We start from the raw sequence: 24,436 nt of genomic DNA on the forward strand, positions 1-24,436 counted from the left end.
CGCCGTAGAACGCTACGCCTGGCCCGCACTCACCGACCGCTACCTCGACCTCTTCCGAACCCTGCCCCCCACACCTACCGGCCGCTGAGCCCGGCCACCGCGTCCCGCAGGGCGGCGAGGGCGGGTTTCGCGCTTCCGTCGGCCCGGCGCAGACCGAAGAAGTTCTCGCTGTCCCGCCTGTCCGTACCGAGATCGCGCTCGGCGTACCAGATCAGCGCGGCGACATGCGGGGTTGCGGCCGCTGTGCGCACGGCGTCCGTGGCGATCTGTGCCTGACGTTCCTCAGGCACGTGCGTGGTGTCCTCCGCGACGGCGCCCCGGCCGTCCGACGACGTGCCGGGACCGTTCGTCGGCGCGCCGAACTCGGTGAGCCACACAGGCATCTTCGGCGTGCCGTTCGCGACGAGCACGCTCCTCAAGCTGTCCCGCGTCCCTTCGATCCGCTCCCACGGCGTACCCCACGAGGTCACGGAACTCGCCAGGAACGGGTACGTATAAGGGTGATAGCCGATGGCGTCCACCACGTGGTTTCCGCCGCGCGCCGAGACACCCTGCAGGAACGCGGTCTGGGAGATGTTCCCGTCCTTCGTGGTGGTCGCCGCCAGCCCGCCCAGAATGACGTACGACTCCGGGTCGTTGTCCCGCAGTGCCTGGCTGGTCTCCGTCAGCAGCGCCGTATAGGCGCCTTCGTCAGGCGCGGGCGCCCATGAACGGGTGAGGTTCGGCTCGTTCCAGACTTCCCAGGTGTGCACCCCGCGCGGTGCGTAGCGCTTCGCGGCAGCGCCGGCGAAGGCAGCGAAATCCATGGGGTCGGCAGGCCGGCACTGCTTGCTGGTGCAATCGGCTGGGCGCGCCCACGCCGGTGTGAATCCGAGCACCGGCAGGAGGTCGAGGCCCCGCTCCTCGACCGCGGTGACAACTCTGTCGAATCCCTCCCACCGGTACGTGTCCGGCCCGTCCGGCTGCACATGGGTCCACGTCAGATCCGCCCTCACCCACCGCGCACCCACCGCGACGGCATCGTCGAGGGCGGCGTCGAGATCCCTGTCGGACATCCAGACGAGACGGTCACCGTAGGCGATGCCCACGCGCAGGCCCGGAGCCGGAGGCGCGCATCCCGTCGTCAGGAGCGCCAGAGCCATGAACGCGATCACCACCATCCAGGTGACCGACCGACGGCGTCGGTGGGTGCCTCGCATCCGACCATCCTAACTTTGCGAACGTGATGTCTCCGTTCGCCGGGCCGTCAGGAGGAGCACGCCCGTGTCGCCGTATTCGGGCAGGGTGCGGTCCTTCGCCAGCCGGCTGATGCGCAGCTCCTCGGTCAGCGGCGCGAAGACGGCGCGGACCGCGCCCGCGTCCACCGGGCAGGCCGGCCAGTCCGGCCCGTCGCCGATGCGGTAGCTGGGCATGCGTTCCATGAAGGCGGCCACGAGGTGCCCTCCCGGCCGCACCGAGCGGACGAAATCGGCGCACAGGGCGGCGACTTCGGCGAAGTCCTCGGTGACGCTCTCGGCGACGAAGTTCATCGAGGCCAGGTCGTACGTCCCCGCGGGGACGTCGTCCGCGGCGCCGGGAACGATCCGTACCCGGGCCAGGGCCTCGGCGGGCTTCGCGGGGAGCGCCGGGTCGAGTTCGCGGCAGAGGGTGTAGAAGGCCTGCCAACTGGTGTCGGGTCCCTCAGCCAGCTGCCCCCGGAGATAGCGGACGTTGGCCGTGCTGGGTTCGAGTGCGTCGATGCGCCGGCTCGCCGCGGCCGCCAGCATCAGGGGGTACAGATTCGGCCCGGCGCCGAACTCCAGGGAGCGCGCGATGCTGCCGGGCGCGAACTGCCGGTAGAAGGCGGAGTGGTGGTGGATGACGCCGATGTCGCACGGGTGCAGCTGTCGGTAGTTCTCCGCCAGGTAGTCGGCGACCGGCCAGGAGTCCCAGTCCGCGTCGCGGTTGTGCCGGAGCGCCCGCGCGCGCGCCGACGAGCTCACCGGGAGTCCGCGGGCCGGCCGGCGGGGACGCCGGGGTGCGGGCTTCCGGGCACCCGCTGGAGGGCGAAGCGCCGCGAGAGGTCGGTCAGCGCCGCGTTGAGCTGGTCGATCTCCTCGTCGGTGTTGGGGGCCGTGACCTGGATACGGAAGCCCACGCGGTTGCGCGGGACGAGCGGATAGCTGGCCAGGGTGACGTAGATGCCCCGCGCCCACAGGAACGAGGCCACGGCTTCGAGGTCCTGTGCGTCGGCGAGCGGGATCTCGATGATCGGCAGTCCGTCGGTGTTGGGGGTGGCGATGTCCAGCGCCCGTACGTGGTCGAGGATCCGCATGGTCTTACGGTGGAGGTCGGCCCGGATCGCGTCGCCGCGCTCGGCGTTGACGTCGAGCCCGGCGAGGGCGGTGGCGAGCGAGGCCGTCGGGGAGGGCCCGGAGTAGAGGTAGGGCGCCGCCGCGACCTTGAGGTGGTCCTTCAGCCACCTCGGTACGGCGAGGAAGGCGAGCAGCGAGGAGTAGGCCTTGGAGAAGCCGCCGACCATGACGACCCCCTCGTAGGACTCGCCCAGGTGGCGGATGATGCTGTTCCCCCGGGAGCCCCAGGGCGACGTCTCGCCGTGGGTCCGTTCACCGATCACCCCGAAGCCGTGGGCGTCGTCCACGTACAGCAGTGCGCCGTTCTCCCGGCAGATCCGGGCGATCTCGCCGAGGTCCGGGAAGTTGCCGGTCATGCTGTTCACGCCGTCCATGCAGACCAGGCGGCTCTCGTCGCCGGGGACGGAACGCAGTTGCATGTCCAGCTCCCACGGGCTGTCGGCGTGGAAGCGCTGCACGGTGGCGCCCTGACCGCGGGCCACCACACAACCGTCGTACACCGTGCGGTGGGCCGTCGCCTCGACGAAGACCCGTCCGTCGCCCGCGAGCAGCGGGATCACCGACTGGTGGATGAGGGTGATCGTCGGCAGCAGCAGGGTGTCCGGCGCGCCGAGCAGTTCGGTCAGCCGCTCCTCGATCCGGGGGTACAGCCGGGGGCTGCCGATCAGTCGGGACCAGCTGGGGTGCGTACCCCAGCTGCTGACCTGCGGGCCGATCGCCGCCATGATCTCCGGGTCGAGGTCGAAGCCGAGGTAGTTGCAGGAGGCGAAGTCGACGAGCCACTCGTTCTCGACGCGCAGCTTGCGGCCGTCGATCTCGTCGATGACGGCGTCGCACATCGGGCTGGTCCGCTTCAGGCGCTCCAGGTCGCGCCACCGGCGATCGCGCTGGGCGGCACCGCGCCGCGCGCTCCCGGCAGGCCGGGCCCCCGCCTGCGCCCCTGACGCCCGTGCCGCCGCCTCTGCCGCCGCCTGCTGCGAGGTCATCGGCCGGACGACCGGACGGGGCCGCTCGGCGACGGCCGTCCCGGCCGGCGCGGACGCGGTTCCCGCCGAGGTGGACGCCGGCCCGTGCGAGGAACGGCGCAGGAAGGATTCGGCCTGGTGGGCGGTCATGGGCCGGGCGAAGAGATAACCCTGCCCGAACTGGCAGCCCATGTCGGCGAGGAGTTCACGCTGCCCCTCGTACTCGATGCCCTCCGCGACCACGTTCAGCCCGAGGACGTCGGCGATGCGAACGATGCCCTCGACCAGGGCCAGCTGCTGACGGTCGGTGGTGATGTCGTCGATGAACGACTTGTCGACCTTGAGCACGTCGATGGGGAACTCCCGCAGATAGCTGAGCGAGGAGAACCCGGTGCCGAAGTCGTCGATCGCGATGGAGACTCCGAGCTCGCGCAGCGCACGCATGGTGGTGCGGATCTGCTCGTCCTTGCGCATCAGCACGGTCTCGGTGAGCTCCAGGACCAGGGTGCCGGGAGCGAGCCCGGAGGAGCTCAGGGTGCGGCGCACGTCGTCGAGGAGGCCCGGGTCGCGGAACTGCCGGGGCGAGACGTTGACATTGACGTACAGCGGCGGCTGTCGTCCCGGGCGGGCCCGCTGCCAGCGGGCGACGTCGAGCGCCGCGTGTTCGAGCACCCAGGCGCCGAGCGGCATGATGTGCCCGCTCTCCTCGGCCAGGGTGATGAACTGGTCGGGCGGGACCATGCCGCGCCGCGCGTGCGGCCAGCGGATCAGTGCCTCGAAGCCGGCGACGACCCCGTCGGCGACCTCGACGATCGGCTGGTAGCGCAGGGCGAAGGCGTGGTCGGCGATGGCCGTGTCCATGCCCTCCTGCAGTTCGTGCCGGGCGACGAGACGGGAGTGCAGTTCGGGCCGGAACCGCCGCCAGCGCTTCTTGCCCGCGGCCTTGGCGGCGTAGAGCGCGAGGTCGGCGTGGCCGAGGAGTTCCTCGGCGTGGGCGCTGTCCAGGACGGTGGCGATGCCCACGCTCGTCGACACGGAGACGGCACCGTCGGTGAGATGGAAGGGCTGGCTCAGGGTCTGCACGATGTGGGCCGCGAGGGCTTCGGCGTCACTTGGTTCCTTGGCGCCCTCGATCAGGACGGCGAACTCGTCCCCGCCCAGACGCGCGGCGGTGTCGCTGAGCCGCAGCACGGAGGTCAGCCGGCGGGCCACGGCGACGAGCAGCTCGTCGCCGACCGAGTGCCCCATGGTGTCGTTGACGACCTTGAAGTCGTCGAGGTCGACGAAGAGCATGCAGGTCAGGGTGGAGTCGCGGCGGCCGCGCAGCAGGGCCCGCTCGATCCGTTCGAGGAGCAGGACCCGGTTGGGGAGCCCGGTGAGCGAGTCGTGGAAGGCGCGGTGGGTGAGCTCCCGCTCCAGCTTCCGCTGCTCCGTCACGTCGCGCAGGGTGAGGACCAGGCCGTGGACGGTCTGTTCGTTACGGAGGTTGCTGCACCGGACCTCGACGTGCAGGTCGGTGGACTCGCCGCGTCGCAGCTTCCAGTCGTCCCGGGCGTCCACGTCGTCACGTGAGCGGACACCCTTGAGGATCCGCAGCGCGCTGGCGGCGTCGCCGGGCGCCAGGAGGTCGGTCAGCGGCGTCCCGGGCAGCAGCGAGTGGCCGAACATCGACTCGGCGGAGGGGCTGGCGTAGCGCACGGTGTCGTCGTCGTCGACGATCAGGATGACGTCCGAGGTGTTGTGCACAAGGGTGCGGAAGTACGCCTCGCTGGTGCGGCGGTTGACCTCCTCGCTGAGCCCGAAGCGCTCCAGGGCGAGCGCGGCCTGGGAGGCCAGGGACTGCGCGGGCCCGGAGATCGCGCGGAGCTTCTTCTCGGGCGCCGCGAGCAGCAGGACACCGAGCAGCGGTTCGCCCGCTGCGGGCGCCTGCAGGGCCAGGGGGCACAGCAGCGCGTGCGACAGGGGCCCGAGGGCGTGCGCGACGGTGGGGTCGAGCTCGTCGGTGCGGACGTGCCGGCTGCCCTGGGCGAGCAGGTCGGGCCACGGCGGGCTCCGGGAGCCGGAGAGTTCCGTGCCCCGGAAGTTCCAGGGCAGGTGCCCGGTCGGGACGGCGTAGAGGAAGCGCCGTCGGTCACGGGCGAGGAGCATCGTCTTGTGCGGCGTGCCGGGCCCGACGAGGGTCGCGGCGGCCACCTCGACGGCGCTGGCGACCTCGCGCGGACTCAGCGAGGCCACCAGGGAGGCGGCGGCCACCCGCAGGCTGCGCTCGCGGGCCTCGGCGCTGCGGTGTTCGGCCATCATGCCCCACAGGCGGGTGAGCACCAGCAGGAACATGATCGCGGAGAAGACGGCGATGACGGCGATGTCCTGTTCCCGGTCGGCACGCAGCGACTGGTAGAGCAGCAGGACGGGGGCGACGAGCGAGGCCGCGGCGAGCAGGGCGAGCCGCCGTTCGGCGATGACGGCCGGCGGCTGCGGCACGCGCTCGGTCAGCCCGGTCATGGAGGGGTGCAGGGCCGCGAGGCCCCACGCCGTGAAGAAGATGACCCAGCCGAGGTCCCAGCCGGTGCCGACCTGCCAGGTCCCCTGCAGCTGGAGAGCTCCGTAGATGACGTCGGACGCGAGGATGCCGCAGGTCCCCAGGGTGAGCAGCTGCACGGCCCGTGACCTCAGCCCGCCGGGGACGAGGAGGCGGGCGAGCATCGCGAGCATCAGGACGTCGCCGAGCGGATAGGCGATCGAGATGGCCTTCTCGATCCATGTCATGTCGGGCGACTTGGCGAGCGGGGTGATCAGGTTCACCCAGGAGAGCAGGGCGAGCCCGGAGGTGAGGATGAGGGCGTCGAGCGCCACGGCGAGGTCGCGCCCGGCGGCTCGGTAGCGGATGAAGCCGAACAGCCCGATGGCGAACAGGGGGTACGTGGCCAGGTACAGGGCGTCCGCGACGGAGGGGAACGGGTTGGTCTGCCCGAACAGGTTCTCCAGGAGGTTGTACGCCGTGTCCCCGGCGACGAAGGTGAAGTTGGCGCCCGCGAGCACGAGCCACGGCCAGCGTTTCGCCGGCTTGTGGATGTGGATACCGGTGAGGATGGCCGCGACGCCGCTCAGACCGATCAGCGCCCAGAGAACGGTGTGCCTGGAGGGGATCGTGAGATAGCAGACCGTGAGCAGGGCCACCACGCACAGATAGACCACGACCCACCGGCGCAGTGTCCCGGACGCGAGCGCCCGGTACTCCTGTCGCAGCGGCATCGTCGACCGCCCCCTTGCCAGGTTGCGCCCGGTGGCGGAAACGGACCCTGTGCGTGCAATTCTCCGGGTATCGAGGGTCCGGTGCATCTTGGGGAGGAGGGGGTCAGGACGAGTCGCGGACCACCAGCTCGGTCGGCAGCACCCGGTACGGCTGTTCCTCGGACGCCCCCGCGATCTCCTGGAGCAGCAACCGGGCCATCGTGCGCCCCATCTCCTCGATCGGCTGGCGCACGCTGGTCAGCGGCGGGTCCATGTGACGGGCCACCGGCGAGTCGTCGACCCCGACCAGGGCCACGTCCTCCGGGACCCGGCGCCCCGACTCCTTCAGCACCCCGCGCGCACCGGCCCCCATCACGTCCGATGCGGCGAAGACGGCGTCGAGGCCCGGCTCGCGGTCGAGCAGCTCCCGCATGGCCCGCCGCCCGCCCTCCTCGGTGAAGTCGCCGGTGGCGACGAGCCGCTCGTCCACGGCGATCCCGGCCTCCGCGAGTCCCTGCCGGTAGCCGTCGAGGCGGCAGCGGGCGCCGTACATGTCCAGCGGGCCGGTGATGGTGGCGATACGACGGCGGCCCCGCCCGGCGAGATGGGCGACGGCCGACCGCCCGGCACCCACGTTGTCGGAGTCCACATAGGCCACCTGCTCCGCCTCGGTGCGCCGGCCGTTGAGCACGGCCGGCAGACCGAGCGCCCGCACCTGGTCCGGCAGCGGATCGTCGGCGTGGACCGAGACGAGCAGCACGCCGTCCACCCGCTGCGCGGTGAGGTACTGCTCGAAGCGCTGCCGCTCCTTGTCGTTGCGGATCAGCGTCAGCAGCAACTGTTTGTCGGCGTCGGCGAGTTCGGCGCTGACCCCGCGGATGATGTCGAGGAAGTACGGCTCGGCGAAGAGCCGGGCCTCGGTCTCGGGGATCACGAGCGCCACGGCGTCCGTACGGCTGCCGGCCAGCGCCCGGGCGGCGCGGTTGGGTACGTAGCCGAGTTCGGCGACGGCCCTGGCCACGGCGGCCTTGGCGTGCTCGCTCACCCGCGGGGAGCCGTTGATCACCCTGGAGACCGTGCCCCGGCCGACGCCGGCTCTGGCCGCGACCTCCTCCAGGGTGGGCCTGCCGGTCTGGCGCCCGCTCACCACCATCTGCCGTCTCCCCTCGTGTCCCCTGTGTTCCGGTGACTGTATCAAGCGTGGGAGCGCTCCCAAGAGTGGCGTAACGGATTCCGGCGCACCCCTTGACACCCGTACGCGCCAGGCAGCAACCTTCCGGCGAGACGCAGTGGGAGCGCTCCCACGCCGCGAGCCGCGCGGGCCGTACCGAGCCACGCATCGCACCACCCCGGACGAGGAGAGTCGAATGCGCACTTCCAGCACGAGCCGCAGCAGACAGGCACGGCGCCGCACCGCGCGGGCCGCGGTCGCCGGGGTCGCCGTCTGCGCCGCCCTGATCACCGGCTGCGGCAGCGACGGCGGTTCCGACGAGGCCGGCGGCGACGGACAGATCACCCTGCGCATCGGGACCTTCGGCTCCTTCGGCTACGACGACAAGACGGGCGCCAAGCTCTACGCCGAGTACGAGAAGGCACACCCGAACATCAAGATCGTCGAGTCGAACGTCGCCGACGGCCAGAAGTACTGGGACACCCTCAAGCTGCGGCTCTCCCGCAACAGCGGCCTCGCCGACATCCAGGCCCTGGAGGTCGGTTACGTCGCGGAGGCCACCGGTCCCGCCATGGCGGACAAGTGGGTCGACCTCGGCACGACCGGCGGCGCGGATCTGGGCGCGTACCTGGACTGGAAGGTCAAGCAGGCCACCACCGCCGACGGCAAGGTCATCGGACTCGGCACCGACATCGGCCCGATGGCCATCTGCTACAACAAGGAACTCTTCGCCAAGGCCAAGCTGCCCACCGACCGCGCCGCCGTCGGCGCGCTCTGGCAGGGGGACTGGGCCAAGTTCCTGGAGACGGGCAGGACCTACAAGAAGGCGGCTCCGTCCGGAACGTCGTTCCACGACTCCGCGAGCGGTCTGTTCAACGCCGTCGTCTCCAGCGAGGCCGTGCAGTACGCCGACACCAAGGGCGAGTTGGACTACGAGAACAGCCCCGGGGTGAAGAAGGCCTGGGAGACCGCCGTCGCCGCGGCGCAGGGCGGCCTCACCGCCAAGCTCCGCCAGTTCGACGAGAAGGGCACCTGGAACGCGGCGTTCAAGAACTCCACGTTCGCCACGGTCGCCTGCCCGAGCTGGATGACCGGCATCATCAAGGACCAGGCGGGCGCGGGCAACCAGGGCAAGTGGGACATCGCGGCGCCGCCGGTGGCTGGCAACTGGGGCGGTTCGTTCCTCGCCGTCCCCAAGTCGGGGAAGCACGCCAAGGAGGCCGCGGAGCTGGCCGCCTGGCTCACCGCGCCCGCGCAGCACGCCAAGGTCTTCGGCGTGAACGGCAACATCCCCTCGACCAAGGACACGCTCTCGTCGACGGCCGTGCAGGACGCGAAGCTGCCGTACTTCGGCGACACACCGGTCGGCCGGATCTACTCGGAGGCCGCGGCCGGCATCACACCGGCCCCGATCAGCCGCTGGGACGGCCAGGTGAAGACCTTCCTCACCGACAACGGCATCCTCGACATCGAGCAGCGCGGCACCGATCCCGCGAAGGCGTGGGAGAACGTGAAGAAGCTGATCGAGGACAAGATCGAGCAGTAGCAGGGGCGCGCGACGCCGCGGGCCGCCCGGCGCTCCCCCGCCGGGCGGCCACCGGCCCGCCGTCTCGGCGCCCGCGCCGCGCGCACCGCGCCCGGACCGGCGGCACGCCCCGTCCGCTCGCGCCCCGTCCGCACGCGCCCCGTCCGCTCGCGCCACGCCGCCGCCCGCGCGCCCGCCGCCACCCGCACCCGCTGCACCGCACCCGCACCGACCGCGCCGCGCATCCGTACCGATTCCGAAGGGACGCCCCCGTGGCCACCTCCCTCCGGGCGGCGGCCGACGGCTCCCCGCCGCCCGCCCCGCCCTCTCCCGCCTCGCCCCCTCCCCCACCGCCCCGCGCAGGGCTGCGCAGCCGGTTCTACCGCTGGGACCTGCGCTTCAGCCCGTACGCATTCGTCGCACCCTTCTTCCTCACCTTCGCCGCCTTCGGGCTCTTCCCGCTGATCTACACGGGCTGGCTCTCGCTGCACCGGGTGGAGCTCGGCGGTGAGGCCGAGTGGCGGGGCCTGGACAACTACACCGCCCTCGCGGACAGCGAGTTCTTCTGGAACGCGCTCGCCAACACCTTCACGATCGGCGTCGTCTCGACCGTCCCCCAGCTGCTGATGGCGCTCGGCCTCGCCCATCTGCTCAACTACCGGCTGCGCGCCCGGGGGTTCTTCCGGGTCGCGGTCCTCGCCCCGTACGCCACCTCGATCGCGGCGGCGACCCTGGTCTTCGCCCAGCTCTTCAACACCGACTACGGCCTGATCAACACCGTCCTCGGCTGGGTCGGGTTCGAGCCGGTGGACTGGGAGTCCTCCAAGTGGCCCGCGCAGATCGCCATCTCGACGATCGTGACCTGGCGCTGGACCGGTTACAACGCGCTGATCTATCTGGCCGCGATGCAGGCCGTACCGAAGGATCTCTACGAGGCTGCGGCGCTGGACGGGGCTTCCCGGTGGCGCCAGTTCCTCAGTGTGACGATCCCGTCGATCCGTCCGACGATCCTCTTCACGATCGTGGTCTCCACGATCGGCGCCACCCAGCTCTTCGGCGAACCGATGATCTTCGGCGGCAGCCTCGGCATCAGCGGCGGCAGCGGCAACCAGTTCCAGACGCTGAGTCTGCTGATGTACGAGAAGGGCTGGGTGACCGGAGCGCTCGGCCAGGCGTCAGCCATCGCCTGGGTGATGCTGCTGCTCCTGCTGGTGATCGGGGCGGTCCGTACGCTCCTCGCCCGGGCGAACCGCAAGAAGCTGGGGGCCTGACCTCATGTCACGTCTGCACGTCCGTCTCCGTCCGCGCCCGCCGGCCGGTGATCAGCACCGGGCCGGGCCGCTGACCTACGTCCTGCTCGGTCTGGCCGCCCTGATCTCGCTCTTCCCGCTCTACTGGAACCTGGTCGCCGCCTCCCATTCGGGCGAGCGCGTCGTGTCTCCCCCGGCGCCGCTGCTGCCCGGCCCCCGGCTCTTCGACAACCTCGCCTTCGCCTGGAACCAGGTCGACATGGGCGAGGCGCTGGTCAACACGACCGTCGTGGCGGGGCTGGTGGCGCTCTCCACCGTGCTCTTCTCCACCCTGGCCGGGTTCGCCTTCGCCAAGCTGCCCTTCAAGGGGAGGGGCGCGATGCTGACGCTCGTCGTGGCGACCATGACGATCCCGCCGCAGCTGAGCGTGATCCCGCTGTACCGGATCATCACCGACCTGGGCTGGGTCGACCAGCTCCAGTCCGTCGTCCTGCCGTCCCTGGTCGCCGCGTTCGGCGTGTTCTTCATGCGTCAGTACCTGATCGAGGCGCTGCCCGTGGAGCTGGTGGAGGCGGCCCGGGTGGACGGCGCGCACAGCCTGCGGATCATCTGGCACGTGGTGTTCCCGGTCGCGAGACCCGCGATGGCGGTGCTCGGCATGCTGGTCTTCGTCCAGGCCTGGAACGACTTCTTCTGGCCGTTCATCGCACTCACCCCGGACGGCAGTCCCACGCTCCAGGTGGCTCTGGCCGGTCTGGGAGCGGGCAACCACACCGTCGACCAGTCGATCGTGCTGACCGGCGCGCTGATATCCACCCTGCCACTGCTGTTGGTCTTCGCCGTGCTCGGCAAGCACATCGTCGGCGGCATCACCACGGGCGCGGTCAAGAGCTGACCCGCCGTCACGGGCCGGTCCGCGGGTCACCACCCGACCCGCCGACCGGTGGCCGCCCCCTGCCCTTCCCCCGTACACCCCTCTCACCCGGGAGCACTTCCGCATGACCGCGACAGATCCCCGACCGCTCACGACGGCCCGTCAGTTCCCGCCCGGCTTCCTGTGGGGCGCCGCCACCGCCGCGTACCAGATCGAGGGAGCGGCGGCCGAGGACGGCCGTACGCCGTCGATCTGGGACACCTTCTCGCACACCCCGGGGAAGGTGTTCGAGGGCCACAACGGCGATGTGGCGGTCGACCACTACCACCGCTTCCGGGACGACGTCCGGATGATGGCGGACCTCGGCCTGAGCGCCTACCGGTTCTCGGTGTCGTGGCCGCGAGTCCAGCCCACCGGCCGCGGACCGGCCGTGCAGAAGGGTCTGGACTTCTACCGCCGGCTCGTCGACGAGCTGCTCGCGGCCGGCATCGAGCCGGTCGCCACGCTCTACCACTGGGACCTGCCGCAGGACCTGGAGACGGCGGGCGGCTGGCCCGAGCGGGCCACGGCCGAGCGGTTCGGGGCGTACGCGGCGCTGGTCGGCGAGGCGCTCGGCGACCGGATCGCCCGCTGGACCACCCTCAACGAGCCCTGGTGCACCGCCTTCCTCGGCTACGGCTCCGGGGTCCACGCGCCCGGCCGCACGGACCCCGTCGCGGCCCTGCGCGCCGCGCACCACCTGAACCTGGGCCACGGGCTCGCGGCTCAGGCGCTGCGCGCCGCGCACCCCGGGCAGGCGAAGGTCTCCATCAGCCTGAACCTGCACGAGATCCGGCCGCTCACCACGTCGGCGGAGGACCAGGAGGCGGCCCGCCGGATCGACGCGGTCGGCAACAGGGTCTTCCTGGGCCCGCTCCTCGACGGCGGCTACCCCGCGGACCTCCTCGCCGACACCGCCTCGCTGACCGACTGGGCGTTCGTACGCGACGGCGACACGGCGACGATCGGACAGCCGCTGGACTCGCTCGGCATCAACTACTACACGCCGACGGTGGTGTCGGCGGTCACCGAGGGGATGGCGAAGCCGCAGGACGACGGGCACGGGGCGAGCGATCACTCCCCCTGGCCCGGCGCGGACGACGTGGCCTTCCACCGGGCGCCGGGCGAACCCACGGCGATGGGCTGGGCGGTGGACCCGAACGGGCTGTACGAGCTGCTGACCCGGGTCTCCGCCCGGTATCCGGAGCTGCCGCTGCTGATCACGGAGAACGGCGCCGCGTACGAGGACGAGGTCGGCCCGGACGGCTCGGTGCACGACCCCGACCGGATCGCCTACGTCCACGGTCATCTCGCGGCCGTGCACCGGGCCATGGCGGACGGGGCGGACGTCCGCGGCTACTTCCTCTGGTCGCTCATGGACAACTTCGAGTGGGCGTACGGCTACGAGAAGCGGTTCGGCGCGGTCCACGTGGACTACACGTCCCTCGCTCGTACCCCCAAGTCGAGCGCGCACTGGTACGCGCGCGTGGCGCGGTCGAACGAGCTGGTGGACCCGGTGGAGGGCTGACCGAGGGCTGAGTCACGGTGCGTGAGGGGGAGTTCGGCCCTCACGCACCACCCCCGCACCCCTCGGATCCGCGGCCGCTGGTATTCTTCCGGTACGTCAATGCGCCTCCCGGCCGGGCAAATCGCCCCCGCCAGGGAGGCTTTTTTCATGCCCCGAACCCCGAGGAGACCCATGCCCGACGTATCCGTGCGCCTCGCCCGTCCGGCCGACCGCCCCACCCTGGAACGCCTCTGGCTGATGTTCCGCCACGACATGTCCGCGTACAGCGGTGTGCTGCCCCGCCCGGACGGGACGTTCCGCAGCGAGCGGCTCGACTCGGCCCTCACGGACCCCGGCTGGGCTCCGTATCTCGTGACGAGCGGCGAGCATCCGGTCGGTCTCGCGTTCGTCCGCGGCCTGACCTCTCCGACGCGTGTGCTCAGCAGCTTCTTCGTGGTGCGCGCCGCGCGGAGGGCGGGAATCGGGCTGCGGGCGGTGCGGGAGGTCATGGCCGCGCACCCCGGGTCCTGGGAGGTCGCCTTCCAGGAGGACAACACCGGAGCCGTCCGGTTCTGGCGCCGGGTCGCCACCGACATCGCCGGTGAGGCGTGGACCGAGGAGCGCAGGCCGGTGCCGGGCCGGCCGGACGCACCTCCCGACGCCTGGATCTCCTTCGAGGTTCCGGCGGTGCCCCGCTCCAGCCTCCACCGCCCCGGTTCGGCGGCATAAGCGCAGGTCGGAGCCGTCCGACATGCGCGGGCCACCCGCCCGGCGTAACGTCACGGATGGATCTCGGGTAACCCGACCCACCGGGAGGCCGTGTGCGCGACTCCAGGGACTCCAGGCACGAGGACGACGCGGCGCCGTCGTCCTCTCGCGGTCGGCGCATACGCATCGCGGTCACGGCGGCCGGAGTGGCGCTTCTCGCCGCGGGCGGGCTGTACGCGGCGGGTCTTCTCGCCACCGGGGACGACATATCCGAAGGCACCCGGGTGGACGGCGTGGCCATCGGCGGGATGAGCCGTCAGGAAGCGCGGGCGACGCTCACGGCGCAGGCGCCCGCGTCCTGGACGTCCCCGATACCGGTGCGGACCGGGGCGAGCACCGGCACCGTCGATCCGGCCACGGCCGGGCTGAGCGTCGATGTGGCGAAGACCGTGGACAAGGCGGCGGATCCCGCGCGTGATCCGGTGACCGTGATCGGCCGGCTGTTCTCCTCCGACGAGCGGGAGGTCGAGCCGGTCGTCGCCTTCGACGAGTCCGAGGCCCGTACGGCGATGGCGGAGGCGGCCCGTACCTACGACCGGACGACCGTCGAGGGGTCCGTCTCCTTCGAGGACGGCCAGGCGGTGACCGTCCAGCCCCGCATCGGGCAGAAGCTGGACGTCGACGCGGCCGTGGACACCCTGCGCGCGAACTACCCGGAGCTCGAGGGTGAGAACCCGGTGCCGCTGCCGACCGCCGTCTCGCGGCCCAAGGTCGGCGAGGCGGAGACGGCCCGCTTCCTCAACACGTTCGGGACGCCCGCGATGTCGGGGCCGGTCACGCTCACCGTCGACGGCGAGAGCCTGCGGATCACCCCGGCGACGATCGGCGCCCATCTGACGGTGAAGGCGGACGACGAGGGCCGGCTCGTCCCGACGCTCGACGCGAAGGGGCTGATCGGCGACCCTGCCGTGGCGCGTCCGCTCGACAGGGTCGCCACCGGTCCGGTCGAGGCACGCCTGGGGGTGGAGAACGGCCGGGTGGTGGTCCTGGCGGACGGGCGGCCGGGTCACGAGGTGACGGCCGAGTCCCTGGGCGCGGCGGTCCTCCCGCTGCTGCCGAAGCGCGGCGAAGCCGCGCGGACCGGTCCCGTGGCCACGGAGCTGATCCAGCCGATGCTGACCCGGAAGTCGGTGGCGGAGATGGGGATCAAGGAGCAGATGTCGACGTTCACGGTCAACTTCCCCACCGCCCCCTACCGGACGATCAACATCGGCCGGGCCGTCGAGCTGATCAACGGCTCCCTGGTGAAGCCGGGCGAGGTCTGGAGCTTCAACCGGACCGTCGGGGAGCGCACCAAGGCCAACGGTTTCGTGGACGGCACGATGATCCTGGACGGGCAGTACCACTCGGCGCCGGGCGGCGGGGTGTCCGCCGTGGCGACCACGGTCTTCAACGCGATCTTCTTCGCCGGGGTGAAGCCCGTCGAGTACGGCGCGCACTCGTTCTACATCGAGCGGTACCCGGCGGGCCGGGAGGCGACGGTGGCCTGGGGCACGCTCGACCTGAAGTTCCGCAACAACTCCGACGCCTGGATCTACATCAGAGCGAGCTCCACCGACTCCTCGGTGACCATCAGCTTCCTCGGCACGAAGAAGTACGACGCCGTGGAGGCGGTGGAGGGTCCCCGCACCAACCTCACGGAGCCCTCCGAGCGGACCGGCACGGGTCCGAAGTGCGAGCCTCAGACTCCGCTCGAGGGCTTCGACATCACCGTGGACCGGGTCTTCCGCGACGGCGGGGCGGAGGTCGGCCGGGAGACCTTCCGTACGCACTACACCCCGCGCGACCGCGTCACCTGCGAGGAGCCGGAGGAGCCGGGGGCCGACGAGAACGCGGGTACCGCGCAGGGCTCAGGGACCGGCGAGTGAGCTGCGCACCAGGGGCGCCTCGGCTCCGAGCACCTGGAGCAGGTGGGCGACGGCCTCCGCGACGGCCGTGCGCGCCGGGCCGAGGTAGCGGCGCGGATCGACGGTCGTGGCGTTCTCCCCGAGGTGGGTCCGTACGGCGCCGGTGAACGCCTTGTTGAGGTGCGTGGCCACGTTCACCTTGGTCATCCCGGCGCCGACGGCCCGGCCGAGGTCGACGTCCCCGACGCCCGACGAGCCGTGCAGGACGAGCGGTACGTCCACGGCCTCGCGCAGCCGGGCGACGAGGTCGAGGTCGAGGACGGCGTCCCGGGTGAGCATCGCGTGGGAACTGCCGACGGCGACGGCGAGGGCGTCGACCCCGGTGGCGGCGACGAAGGCGCGGGCCTCGCCGGGGTCGGTGCGCACGCCGGGTGCGTGGGCGCCGTCCTTGCCGCCCACCTCGCCGAGTTCGGCCTCCACCCAGACGTTCCGGCGGTGGCAGTGGTCGGTCATCTCACGGGTGGCGGCGACGTTCTCCTCGTACGGGAGGGTCGAGGCGTCGAACATGACGGAGCAGAAGCCGAGGGCGACGGCCTCGCGGACGAGGTCGGGCGACTCGGCGTGGTCGAGGTGGACGGCGACCGGGACGGCGGCCCGGCGGGCGATCGCGAGCGTCGCGAGCGCGATGGGCTCCAGGGAGCCGTGGTAACGGGCGGTGTTCTCGCTGATCTGGAGGATCACGGAACGGCCCGCGGCCTCGGCGCCCGCGACGATGGCCTGCGCGTGCTCGATCTGGATCACGTTGAACGCCCCGGCGCCGGCACCGCGTTCGCGGGCTTCGAGGACGATCTCGCCGGTACTGGTGAGCGGCATCAGCTCTCCTCCGTCCCACCGCCGGCGAGGACCACGGATCGGGTGAGGTTGCGGGGCCGGTCCGGGTCCTGCCCCTGGGCCTCGGCGAGCAGGACGGCGAGCCGCTGGGCTCGGATGAGGTCGGCCATCGGGTCGAGCGCCGCGTCGGCGTCGCCCGAGTCCGCGACGAGCGTGCCGCCGACGCGGGCCACGTCGTCCGCGAGGCCGGCGGGCACGGGGCCGAAGGACCAGGCGACCCGGCCCGGCGCGGTGATGCTGATGGGGCCGTGGCGGTACTCCATGGCCGGGTAGGCCTCGGTCCAGGCGCCGGCGGCCTCGCGCATCTTCAGGCCGGCTTCGAGGGCGAGGCCGTAGGTCCAGCCGGTGCCCAGGAAGGTGTACTGCTCGGCGCCGGTGATGTCGGCGGCGAGGGGTTCGGCGACGGCGCGTTCGGCGTCCTTGGCCGCCCGCTCCACGGTGCGCACGCCGGCCGGGAGGGCGTCCTCGGCCTCCAGGTGCGCGCGGAGCAGGGCGAGGGCGGTGGTGGCGAAGCGGGTCTGCACCACCGACTCCTCGTCGGCGAAGTCGAGGACGGCCACGGCGTCGGCGGCGGCCATGACCGGGGTGGTCGGGTCGGCGGTGAGGGCACCGGTGGCGACGGTCCCCCGGACGCGGCGGAGCAGGTCGAGGACCTCGGTCGTGGTGCCGGAGCGGGTGATGGCCAGGATCCGGTCGTAGCGCCGGCCGAGCGGGAACTCGGAGGCGGCGAAGGCGTCGGTCTCCCCGTGGCCGCCGGTCTCCCGGAGCTGGGCGTAGGCCTGGGCGATGAACCAGGAGGTGCCGCAGCCGACGACGGCGACGCGTTCGCCGCGCACCGGCAGCGCCGCGCGGTGCTGGGGCAGGGTCTCTGCGGCCTTGCGCCAGGAGGCGGGCTGGGAGCTGATTTCGGCGGCGGTGCGGGAGGGTCCCGTAGGGGGCACGTGCGACTCCTTCACAGACAGAAGCTGCTCACTTTTGCTCGTAACAGATTATTTTCGAGCATCTTCGAGCATCGATCACTGGGCGCAGTATCCATCAGGCAGGGCTCAGGGTCCAGGGCCCACGGCTTCGGCGCGGCGCTAAAATCGCGATCATGTCGAAGCACGAGCGGTGGAACACGCTCCTCGAACTCCTCGCCTCCACCGGCAGGCTGGAGGTCGAGGAGGCCGCCGCCACGCTCGACGTCTCCCCCGCCACGATCCGCCGGGACCTGGACGAGCTGGCTGAGCAGCGGCTTCTCGTCCGTACCCGCGGCGGAGCCGTGCCACACGGTGTCTCGTACGAACTGCCCCTGCGCTACAAGTCCTCCCGGCACGCCTCGGAGAAGCAGCGCATCGCCGCCGCGGTGGCGGACCTGGTCCACGAGGGCGAGGTGCTCGGCCTCAACGGCGGTACGACGACGACCGAGGTGGCGCGCGCCCTGGCCCTGCGCTTCGGCGGCGGCAGGCCCGAAGCGCCCGGCACTGCGCACGCCCCGGCGCTGACCGTGGTGACCAACGCGCTCAACATCGCCGGCGAGCTCGCCGTCCGACCGCAGATCAAGATCGTCGTCTCGGGGGGGGTCGCCCGCGCGCAGACGTACGAACTGGTCGGCCCGCTGGCCGCGGGGGTCCTGAACGAGGTCGTCCTCGACGTCGTCGTCCTCGGCGTCGACGGCATCGACCCGGAGCTCGGCATCATGGCGCACCACGAGGACGAGGCGGGGATCAGCCGGCTGTTCGCCGAGCGCGCGAGCCGGGTCGTCGTGGTCACCGACTCCTCGAAGATGGGGCGGCGCGCCTTCGCCCGGATCTGCGGACTCGACCGCGTCGACGTGCTGGTCACCGACGCGGCCGTCCCCGCGGAGGCGGTACGGCGGCTCACCGACGCCGATGTGCGGGTCGTCACCGTCTGACCGGCCGCCGCACCGCCCCGCACCGGCCTCAGCCGGTGATGATCCCCGGGTCACTGACGCCCGGCGTGCCGTTCTCGACGTGACCCGCGAAGCGCCGGAGGAAGGTGCTGTTGCCGCTGGAGACGACCGTCAGGTCGTACCAGCGCCTGCTGCCGCGCAGATCCACGGTGTGGGTCACGGTCGCGCCCTTGGCGACGGCGACGCGCTGCGACAGGCCGCCGTAGGCGGGGGCGCTGGTGACCGTGAGGGTGACGGCGGCGGCCCCGGGGTTCGTCATCGTCAGCACGACGTTGCCGGCGACGGCATCATGCCGGGCCGTCACCTCCGGGCCCGCCGTGCCGCCCGGTCCCCGGAAGCCGCGCAGGAATCCGTTGGGGCCGGTCACGGTGAGGTCGTAGACCCCCGAGGAGTAGGCGGTGTTCCAGGTGTCGGCGATGCTCCTGCCGGCCGACACCGTGTACGTCCACGGGCCGTCGGTGCGGTTCGGGGCGGTGATGTAGTAGAAGGCGCCGGCCCTGGCACCCGCACCGAAGGTGAGCGTGAAGCGACCGGTCGACGGCGTCGCCGTTCCGTCGACGTACAGCTCGTACGGCAGCGCCCTGGCCGGACGCGCGCCCGCCTCCTGGACGGGCAGAGCCGGCTTGGCCGGCGGCTTCGGTACGTAGCTGGGGTGCCGGTCGTTGTCGAGCGGCTTGTACGCCGAGGTGTCGGGCAGCGCCGCCGGTGCGGTGTTCTCGAGGCCGAAGTCGAAGGCGGAGGTCAGATCGCCGCAGACGGCCCGGCGCCAGGGCGAGATCTGCGGTTCCGTCACCCCGAAGCGGCGCTCCATGAACCGGATGATCGAGGTGTGGTCGAAGGTCTCGGAGCAGACGTAACCGCCCGTGCTCCAGGGCGAGACGACCAGCATCGGCACACGCTGGCCGAGACCGTAGACGCCGGCGGCGTAGCCGGCGTTGCCGGAGAAGTGGTCGAGGGAGGTGTCGACGGTCGAGAGCCCCTGGGAGGCGGAGGCCGGCGGGTAGGGCGGGACGACGTGGTCGAAGTAGCCGTCGTTCTCGTCGTACGTGATGAAGAGCGCGGTCCTGCTCCACACCTCCGGGTTGGAGGTCAGCGCGTCCAGGACCTGTGAGATGTACCAGGCGCCGTAGTTCGAGGGGAAGTTGGGGTGCTCGGTGAAGGCCTCGGGAGCCGCGATCCAGGAGATCTGCGGCAGCCGGCCGGCGGCGACGTCGGCCCGCAGGATGTCGAAGAAGCCGTCGCCCTTCGAGGCGTCGGTGCCGGTGCGGGCCTTGTCGTAGAGCGGGTTGCCGGGCTGTGCGTTGCGGTACTGGTTGAAGTACAGCAGGGAGTTGTCGCCGTAGTTGCCGCGGTAGGCGTCGTTGATCCAGCCCCAGTGCCCGGCAGCGTTCAGACCGTCGCCGATGTCCTGGTAGATCTTCCAGGAGATCCCGGCCTGCTCCAGCCGCTCGGGGTACGTCTTCCAGCTGTACCCCGCCTCCTCGTTGCCGAGGACGGGACCGCCGCCCGTACGGTCGTTGCCGGTGTGGCCGGTCCACATGTAGTAGCGGTTGGGGTCCGTGGCGCCGATGAACGAGCAGTGGTAGGCGTCGCAGATCGTGAACGCGTCGGCCAGGGCGTAGTGGAACGGGATGTCGTCGCGGTTCAGATACGCCATGGTGCCCGCCGACTTGGCGGGGATCCACTGGTCGTACTTGCCGTTGTTGAAGGCCCTGTGCCCACCGGCCCAGTCGTGGTTCAGGCCGGCGATGAACTGCATGCCGAGGTCCTCGGCCGTGGGGTGGTAGGGCAGCACGGTCTTGGAGCCGTCCTGCTGGTGCCAGACCGACTTGCCGCTGGGGAGGGTGATGGGGCGTGGGTCGCCGAAGCCGCGGACACCCTTCAGCGCGCCGAAGTAGTGGTCGAAGGAACGGTTCTCCTGCATCAGTACGACGATGTGCTCGACGTCGGCGAGGGTGCCGGAGGTCCGGGCGGCGGGGATGGCGGCGGCCCGGGCGATGCTGCTGTCGAGCGCGGCGAAGCCGGCGGTGGCGCCCGCTATCTGCAGGAAGCGGCGCCTGTTGAGTTCGGTCATGGGGCTGAGCACCTCTGATGGATTCCGGGGGAGGACGGTGGTCCGAGCGAGCCCAAGATCAGTGGGTGAGAGGGCGTGTACGTGTCGTCGACGCATGGGGACGCGGTACAGGACGTGAACGCGGGGCGCATGATCGTGGAAGTGCCGGGACACCGCCGCGGCCGGGGTGTCCCTGCGGCCGGGGCGTCCCCGCGACCGAGGTTCACCGTAGGGTCCGGCGCCGCCCGGCGGGGGCCGTGTGCGAAGAGTCCATGGGGTCGCGAAAGAAGTCCATGCGCCGTCCGTACGCCGTCGTCGCGCCGCCCGCACTCCACGCGCGCGCCCTTGCCGGGAACCGGTCGTGGCCGGAATCTGTCCCCGTTGAAGAGGAGGGGGGGCCGGATGAACGCATGGGTGGTGCCCGGATACACGGAGACCCGGGAACTGGGCGCGGGCGCGAGCGGGCGAGTGGTGCTCGCCGTCCACGACGTGACCGGGCTGCCGGTGGCCGTGAAGTATCTCGGCGAGCGCCTGCGAGCCGATCCCGCCTTCGTCCGGGGGTTCCGGGCGGAGGCGCAGCGGCTCGCCGCACTCGAATCGCCGCACGTCGTGGGGTTGTACGAGTACGTGGAGGCTCCGTGGGGCGCCGCGATCGTGATGGAGCTGGTCGACGGGGTCGCGCTGCGCGCGCTGCTCGCGCGGGAGGGCGCCACCGGTCCCGAGGCGGCGCTCGTGGTCCTCAAGGGCTCGCTCCTCGGTCTGGGAGCCGCGCACCGGGCCGGGGTCGTGCACCGCGACTACAAGCCGGAGAACGTCCTGGTCGCGGCCGACGGCTCGTCCACGCTCGTGGACTTCGGCATCGCGACCGACCACGGCAGCACGCCGGGTGTCGCGGGCACCCCGGCGTACATGGCGCCCGAGCAGTGGAACGGCGAGCCCGCCTCCCCGGCCGCCGATGTGTACGCGGCGACGGCGACGTTCTTCGAGTGTCTGACCGGACGCAAGCCGTTCACCGGCCAGAACATCGCCGAGCTGGCGCTGCAGCACCTCGACGCACCGGTGCCGGACGCGGAGGTCCCGGAGCCTCTGCGGCCGCTGATCCGGCGCGGTCTCGCGAAGGCTCCCGGGCAGCGCCCGGCGCACGCGACGGCCTTCGTGGCGGAGCTGGAGGCGGTCGCCACGGCCGCCTACGGGCGCGACTGGGAGGAGCGGGGCCGGCGCAGGCTGGCCGCGCTCGCGGCGCTTCTGCCGCTGCTGCTCCCCTCCTCCGGCGGTGATCCGGCCACGGGGACGACCGCGCTCGCGACGACAAGGCTGCCCGCACGCGTCGGACGGGGGCGCCGGCTGTGGCCGGAGATCGTCGCACCGGCAGGCGTCACCGCGCTGATCCTCGCCCTCCTGGCGGCCGTCGCGGCCCGTGCCGGTGACGAGGGGGGCGGCACGACGGCGGAGGCGTTCGCCACCACGAGCGCCCTGCCGACCGCCCTGGTGTCCCCGACGGCCGCGCCGCCCACGAGCACGGCGTCTCCCGAAGCCACGCCTTCGGCATCGGAGGAACTGACGCCGTCGAGCACTCCCACGGCGACCGCGACGTCGACGCTTCCCGTACCGCCGACGACGACGCCCACGTGGGTGCCCACCCCGACGACCACCGCGCCGACGACGGATCCGGTGACCACACCGCCCACCACACCGCCGACGACCCCGCCCACGACGCGTCCGGTCGGGGTGAAGGCGGTCTCCGTCACCGCGCTGCGTCAGACGGGTACGACCACGGCGGAGGCGTCGTTCGAGATCGTGACCGACGGGACCGGCCCGGTGGTCCTCCAGCTCTCCTGGTTCACGGCGGACGGCAAGGGCGGGACGGGGGTACCCGACGGCTCCGAGAGCGTGCGGCGCAGCGGCGCGACGCGGTACGCGATCACGCTCCCGCACACCTTCCCGCGAACCGGAGGCTGCTACTGGGGCGTCCGGGCGACCACGGACCCGGCCGCCGCGAACGGCGCTTCCACGCAGCAGATCCTCACGAGGAGGTGCACGATCTCATGAGCGGCGACGACCCCGACGAGTACAGCGCCACGGTGCTCGGCAGCCACTGGTTCGAGGGGCCCGCCCGAGACGGTGAGCCGGACCGGGTGGAGGGCGAGGTCCTGCGGTTCGGTCCCGGAGTGACACCGGCCACCCGGCACCGCATGGCCGGCGGCCCGACGACCGCTCAGATCTGGCACGGCGGTCCGCCCGAGCCCCCGCCCCGCCGCCGTAGGGCACTGCGCCGGTACGCCCTGCCCGGCGCCGTCCTGCTGGCCGTACTCGCGTTTCTCGCCTGGCAGCGGCTCGGGCCCGAGGTCGCCGTACGCGGGGTCTCGGTCGCCGCGCCGGCGCGACCGCCCGGCTGCGACGGTACCGCCGATGTCGTGGCGCTCCTGGAGACCGACGGGCGGCCCGGCACCGTCACCTACCGCTGGGAGCGGAGCGACGGCACCACGTCCGGGCTGCTGCGGGAGCGGCTCGCCCGCCATCAGACGCAGGCACGCCTGCACCTGCTGTGGACGTTCCACGGCCCGGGCGAGCACCGGGCGACGGCACGACTCGTCGTCGTCTCCCCCACCCGGCACACCGCGGAGACCCGCTTCACGTACCGCTGCGAGCCGGTCTAGCGTCCTCGGCGGATCCGCGCGGCCTGCTTGGCCTCGGCGGTCCTACGGGCCTCGGCGGAGCGCCGTGACTCGTTCTTGGCGCGGCCGGGCTTGCCCGGGACGGTTCCGATGCCCCGGAAGGGCGCGCCGCCGCGCTTGGCGCGCTCGGTGCTCGGCGCGCTGCCGTCGACGGGCCGGCCGGACGGCGCCCTGGCACCGGTGAGACGGCTCAACTCGGCCTCGCCGGAACGGACCTGGGTGACGCGCGCGCGGATCCCGGCCTCGCCCATGAGGCGGACCACGTCCTTGCGCTGGTCCGGGACGACCAGCGTGACCACGCTGCCGGACTCGCCGGCGCGGGCGGTCCGTCCGCCCCGGTGCAGATAGTCCTTGTGGTCGGCGGGCGGGTCGACGTTGACGACGAGGTCGAGCTGGTCGACGTGGATGCCGCGCGCGGCCACGTTGGTGGCGACGAGGACGGTGATGTCACCGCTCCTGAACCGTTCCAGGGTGCGGTTGCGCAGCGGCTGGGACTTGCCGCCGTGCAGCGCTTCCGCGCGGACTCCGCTGCCGCGCAGATGGGCGGTGAAGCGGTCCACGGAGGCCTTGGTGTCCAGGAACATGATCACGCGCCCGTCGCGGGCGGCGATCTCCGTGGCGGTGGCGTACTTGTCGGCGCCGTGCACCTGGAGGACGTGGTGCTCCATGGTGGTGACGGCGGCGGCCGAGGGGTCGACCGAGTGCACGACCGGGTCGTGGAGGTAGTTCTGCACCAGGTGGTCGACGTTGCGGTCGAGGGTGGCGGAGAACAGCATGCGCTGGCCGTCGGGGCGTACGAGGTCGAGCACCTCGGTGACCTGCGGCAGGAAGCCCATGTCGGCCATCTGGTCGGCCTCGTCGAGGACGGTGATGTCCACCCGGTCCAGACGGCAGTCCTTGCGCTCGACGAGGTCGTTGAGGCGGCCGGGGGTCGCGACGAGGACCTCGGCGCCTTCGCGCAGCGTGGCGGCCTGCCGGCCGATCGACATGCCGCCGACGACGGTGGCGAGGCGCAGCTTCAGGACACGGGCGTACGGCGTGAGCGCGTCGGTGACCTGCTGGGCCAGCTCGCGCGTCGGGACGAGGATCAGGGCCCGCGGCTTGCGCGCCTCGGCCCGGCGGCCGGCGGTGCGCACGAGCAGGGGGAGGCCGAACGCGAGGGTCTTGCCCGATCCGGTGCGTCCGCGCCCGAGGACGTCACGTCCGGCGAGGGCGTTCGGCAGGGTGGCGGCCTGGATGGGGAACGGCGTGTCGACACCGAGCTCGGTGAGCAGCTCCAGCACCTCGGCGGGCAGATCGAGCTCGCCGAAGGCGGCGACCGCGGGAAGGGCCGGGGTGTGGGTGACCGGGGATGCGAATTCGTTCATCAGAGAG

At 72.0% G+C, this 24,436-nt stretch carries 17 protein-coding genes; 9 read left to right on the plus strand and 8 right to left on the minus strand.

All coding sequences use genetic code 11. The features are described from left to right. Positions 1–74: 74 nt before the first annotated feature. From ACFY8U_RS30110 to ACFY8U_RS30125, 4 genes are all read right to left on the minus strand, one after another. Complete coding sequence (locus ACFY8U_RS30110) at positions 75–1,199, minus strand: cellulase family glycosylhydrolase (RefSeq protein ID WP_389575423.1); 1,125 nt, start codon at positions 1,197–1,199, stop codon at positions 75–77. Positions 1,200–1,208: 9 nt separating this feature from the next. Beyond that, on the minus strand, positions 1,209–1,982 hold the full coding sequence (locus tag ACFY8U_RS30115) for a class I SAM-dependent methyltransferase (protein ID WP_389575424.1): 774 nt from the start codon (positions 1,980–1,982) through the stop codon (positions 1,209–1,211). Then, positions 1,979–6,571 carry an aminotransferase class I/II-fold pyridoxal phosphate-dependent enzyme gene (locus tag ACFY8U_RS30120; RefSeq protein WP_389575425.1) on the minus strand — a complete coding sequence of 1,531 codons (4,593 nt, stop codon included), beginning with the start codon at positions 6,569–6,571 and terminating at the stop codon, positions 1,979–1,981. Before ACFY8U_RS30120 ends, ACFY8U_RS30115 begins: the two co-directional genes overlap by 4 nt. 103 nt (positions 6,572–6,674) lie before the next feature. Further along, positions 6,675–7,703 carry a LacI family DNA-binding transcriptional regulator gene (locus ACFY8U_RS30125; RefSeq protein ID WP_361433848.1) on the minus strand — a complete coding sequence of 343 codons (1,029 nt, stop codon included), beginning with the start codon at positions 7,701–7,703 and terminating at the stop codon, positions 6,675–6,677. A 214-nt stretch (positions 7,704–7,917) separates the two neighbouring features. On the opposite strand from ACFY8U_RS30125, the gene ACFY8U_RS30130 reads away from it, so the two are divergent. The 6 genes from ACFY8U_RS30130 (at position 7,918) to ACFY8U_RS30155 (ending at position 15,552) form a co-directional block, all read left to right on the plus strand. Continuing rightward, on the plus strand, positions 7,918–9,267 hold the full coding sequence (locus tag ACFY8U_RS30130) for an ABC transporter substrate-binding protein (RefSeq protein ID WP_389575426.1): 1,350 nt from the start codon (positions 7,918–7,920) through the stop codon (positions 9,265–9,267). A 251-nt stretch (positions 9,268–9,518) separates the two neighbouring features. After that, a complete protein-coding gene (locus ACFY8U_RS30135; RefSeq protein WP_361598290.1) occupies positions 9,519–10,517 on the plus strand; it encodes a sugar ABC transporter permease in 999 nt (332 codons plus the stop codon). A 4-nt stretch (positions 10,518–10,521) separates the two neighbouring features. Beyond that, complete coding sequence (locus ACFY8U_RS30140; protein ID WP_361598288.1) at positions 10,522–11,391, plus strand: carbohydrate ABC transporter permease; 870 nt, start codon at positions 10,522–10,524, stop codon at positions 11,389–11,391. 103 nt (positions 11,392–11,494) lie between these two features. Further along, complete coding sequence (locus ACFY8U_RS30145) at positions 11,495–12,937, plus strand: GH1 family beta-glucosidase (protein ID WP_389575427.1); 1,443 nt, start codon at positions 11,495–11,497, stop codon at positions 12,935–12,937. A 171-nt stretch (positions 12,938–13,108) separates the two neighbouring features. Then, complete coding sequence (locus ACFY8U_RS30150; RefSeq protein WP_389575428.1) at positions 13,109–13,645, plus strand: GNAT family N-acetyltransferase; 537 nt, start codon at positions 13,109–13,111, stop codon at positions 13,643–13,645. Between the two features lie 92 nt (positions 13,646–13,737). After that, positions 13,738–15,552, plus strand: coding sequence for a VanW family protein (locus ACFY8U_RS30155; protein WP_389575429.1), 1,815 nt, complete (start codon positions 13,738–13,740; stop codon positions 15,550–15,552). On the opposite strand, the gene ACFY8U_RS30160 is transcribed toward ACFY8U_RS30155, so the two are convergent. Both ACFY8U_RS30160 and ACFY8U_RS30165 read right to left on the minus strand, forming a co-directional pair. Then, on the minus strand, positions 15,535–16,404 hold the full coding sequence (locus ACFY8U_RS30160) for a ketose-bisphosphate aldolase (protein ID WP_389575430.1): 870 nt from the start codon (positions 16,402–16,404) through the stop codon (positions 15,535–15,537). The genes ACFY8U_RS30155 and ACFY8U_RS30160 overlap by 18 nt on opposite strands. Next, complete coding sequence (locus tag ACFY8U_RS30165; protein WP_389575431.1) at positions 16,404–17,363, minus strand: SIS domain-containing protein; 960 nt, start codon at positions 17,361–17,363, stop codon at positions 16,404–16,406. The genes ACFY8U_RS30160 and ACFY8U_RS30165 overlap by 1 nt, the downstream gene beginning before the upstream one ends. Before the next feature lie 152 nt (positions 17,364–17,515). Between ACFY8U_RS30165 and ACFY8U_RS30170 the strand changes: the two genes are divergently transcribed. Beyond that, positions 17,516–18,316 (plus strand): DeoR/GlpR family DNA-binding transcription regulator, encoded by an 801-nt coding sequence (locus tag ACFY8U_RS30170; RefSeq protein WP_361433826.1) that lies wholly within the window; start codon positions 17,516–17,518, stop codon positions 18,314–18,316. 28 nt (positions 18,317–18,344) lie between these two features. On the opposite strand, the gene ACFY8U_RS30175 is transcribed toward ACFY8U_RS30170, so the two are convergent. Continuing rightward, positions 18,345–20,408 carry a phosphocholine-specific phospholipase C gene (locus tag ACFY8U_RS30175; protein WP_389575432.1) on the minus strand — a complete coding sequence of 688 codons (2,064 nt, stop codon included), beginning with the start codon at positions 20,406–20,408 and terminating at the stop codon, positions 18,345–18,347. Between the two features lie 381 nt (positions 20,409–20,789). On the opposite strand from ACFY8U_RS30175, the gene ACFY8U_RS30180 reads away from it, so the two are divergent. Together ACFY8U_RS30180 and ACFY8U_RS30185 are read left to right on the plus strand one after the other, a co-directional pair. Continuing rightward, positions 20,790–22,436 (plus strand): protein kinase, encoded by a 1,647-nt coding sequence (locus ACFY8U_RS30180; RefSeq protein WP_389575433.1) that lies wholly within the window; start codon positions 20,790–20,792, stop codon positions 22,434–22,436. Further along, positions 22,433–23,044, plus strand: a complete 612-nt coding sequence (locus tag ACFY8U_RS30185) for a hypothetical protein (protein WP_361598264.1) — start codon at positions 22,433–22,435, stop codon at positions 23,042–23,044. Before ACFY8U_RS30180 ends, ACFY8U_RS30185 begins: the two co-directional genes overlap by 4 nt. On the opposite strand, the gene ACFY8U_RS30190 is transcribed toward ACFY8U_RS30185, so the two are convergent. After that, complete coding sequence (locus ACFY8U_RS30190) at positions 23,041–24,429, minus strand: DEAD/DEAH box helicase (protein WP_361768475.1); 1,389 nt, start codon at positions 24,427–24,429, stop codon at positions 23,041–23,043. The two genes, ACFY8U_RS30185 and ACFY8U_RS30190, sit on opposite strands and share 4 nt — an antisense overlap. Positions 24,430–24,436: the final 7 nt, after the last annotated feature.

This window comes from Streptomyces sp. NPDC012508, from assembly GCF_042902595.1.
In the GTDB taxonomy this organism is placed as follows: domain Bacteria; phylum Actinomycetota; class Actinomycetes; order Streptomycetales; family Streptomycetaceae; genus Streptomyces.